The sequence below is a fragment of the Nguyenibacter vanlangensis genome, from assembly GCF_013376155.1.
Classification (GTDB): Bacteria; Pseudomonadota; Alphaproteobacteria; order Acetobacterales; family Acetobacteraceae; genus Gluconacetobacter; species Gluconacetobacter vanlangensis.
This window is the reverse complement of record NZ_JABXXP010000436.1, coordinates 1-2,440: the sequence shown is the minus strand read 5'-3', so window position 1 is coordinate 2,440 and position 2,440 is coordinate 1. Positions and strand designations below refer to the sequence as shown.

Below are 2,440 nucleotides of genomic sequence, written 5' to 3'. Positions count from 1 at the left end.
CGCGACCGACGTGCCGCGGGACCGACCGCGCCGCCCGACGGGCTGTACCTGACCGGGGTCGGCTACGACCCCGATCCGTTCCGGCCGGAGCGGGGCTGACGGACGAACGGCCAGCGGCGACGCGTCGCGCGGCCGTCAGAACCCGGTCGAGAGCGTCACGAGCGCGGCGAAATTGCCGCCGGTGAGATAGACCGGCGAGCCAGCGGCGACGCTGCTGCCGAAGAGGCCCTTCTGCGTCCTGGCCGTCGCGGCGTAGCTCCCCGGCGCCGACCGGTAGAGATTATTGCCGATATTGACCAGGTTGAGCTGCACCTTGGGACCTTTCAGGCGCCCGACGCGCGGAAAGCGGTAGCCCAGCGTGATGTCCGACACGACATAGCCCGGGATGCTCTGGTCGTTCATGAAGGTCGAATATTGCGACCCGACATAACGCAGATCGAAATTGCCGAAGAACCGCCGGTTGTCGTCATAGGCCAGCCCGACCGCCGCCGTGACCTTCGGCGCCCCGACGGTCGTCTTGCCCGCCGTCGGCAGATAGTCGATCACCGACTGCCCTGCCGCGTTCGTGGCAGACACCGGCACGTTGTTGTCCATCGTCGAATGCAGGTACTGCGCCGACACATAGGGGCTGACGTGATGCCAGGGCTTCAGGCCGATTTCGCCCTGCACACCGCGCGACGTCTGACCGCCGACATTGATCGGTTCGGAAATCAGCATGTTGGTGTTGGGAATATAGGCGCTGGACGTGATCTGATGATTGGTCAGGTTGATGTTGAAGAACGACATCTGGAAATTGACCAGGCCATCGGCATGACGATAGCCGATCTCCTCGGCGATCGTGTATTCCGACTTCAGGCTGCCCGGCTGTTCGACGGCGTGAGAGGCGTTCGGATCGAAGATCTGGCTGTAGGCTTCGACCGATTCCGGCGCGCGGAAGGCGGTCGTGCCGTTCAGGTAGATCTGGTCGTGCGGCGTGACCTGGTAGCTGGCGGCGAATTGCGGCAGGGGTTCGAAATAATTGCCGGTCGTCTTGTAGGGCGCCGCGCCCGGCACGTCGTTGGTGCCCTGTCGGTAGACCATCGCCGCGCGGAAACCGGCGCTGAGCACCAGCCGGTCGTTCAGCAGCCGCAGCGTGTCGGCCAGGTAGAGCGCGTTGACCTGCTGCATGAAATTGAGGTTGTAGCCGCTGAGTATGCTGCCGTCCGCCAGGGTGATCGGATAGCGGCCATAGGCGTTCGCCGCCCTGCCGGACGGATCGACCACCGAGAAGGTCGAAAGCTCTTCATGCATGGTGTAGGAGTACCAGTATCCGAACGACAGCGTATTGATGCCCGTCGTCCAGTCGATCGACGTGTTGATCGCGCCCGTCTTCTGGTTCCACGGATCCACCCCGGCCGTCGTCAGCATCCGCTGTCCGGACGCGTCGACGTAGGAATAAGGCTGGTTCAGGTCACCATATTGCATCGTGCCGTAATAACCGCCCGAGGCGGGAATATTCTCGCCGCCCACCGAGGGCCCGTTCTGGTGCACGAAATAGGGCGTCACGTTCAGCGTCAGGTCGTGCGCCAGCGTGAAATGCATGGGCACGATGACGTCGAGCGAGTTCAGATCGCCGAAATTCAGCTTATAATAAGTTGAATTTCCGGGATAATAGGTCGGCGTGTAGTTGAAACTGGTCCCGTATTGCCGCCACTGCGCGGCGGTCGGTTCGCGCCAACTGGTCTGCTCCTGCCGGTTGAAGCCGAAGATGGCGGTGATCGAATTGCCGTCGCCCCATTCCTTCACGAATTTCGAATCGACGTGATAGCGGGTCAGGCCGCCCGGCCCGCGCCAGTTATTGTTCGACAGATACGAGAAAGAGGCGAAGCCGCGAATGCCGGTATTGCCGATATCGCCCGTATCCAGGCGAAGGAATTCCTTGTTCGCGCTGTGCGTGCCGCCCATCAGGCTGAGAAAACCGCCATATTTGTGACTGGGATTCATCTCGGTGGCCGAAATCTGGCCGCCGACAGCATTGAACAGCGGCGCATTCAGGTCCGGCGCCCCCTGCGAGACGGTGACCGAGCCGAGATTTTCCGTATCCACCAGCATCGAGGTGTAGGGTTCGTAATTGATCGGGTCGGCCAGCGGCGCGCCTTCGAACAGATAGCCGATCTGGCTCTCGTTCATGCCGCGCATCGTGATGTGGTCGCCCGCCGTCCCCAGCGGGCTCTGGCTGGCATAGACCACGCCGGGCAGGTTGGCGATCATCGACGAAATATTGCCCGTCTGCGGCTGCTTGGCGATCCAGTCGCGCGTCACGCCGCTCTGCGATCGCGGCGCGGTCTGCACCGGCATCAGGCCGCCGCCCGGCGTGGTGTTGGTGGTCCCGTCGGCATGGCGCCCGCCGGCCGAAACCGAGATTTCCTCGGTCTGCGGGACCGAGGGGCCGAGCACGCTG

General features: G+C 63.0%; 1 protein-coding gene. It reads right to left on the bottom strand.

Going from position 1 to position 2,440, the window contains the following annotated elements; genetic code table 11:
* Positions 1 to 135: 135 nt before the first annotated feature.
* On the bottom strand, positions 136 to 2,440 hold a 2,305-nt coding region (locus HUK84_RS14970), incomplete at its 5' end, for a TonB-dependent receptor (RefSeq protein WP_176640996.1).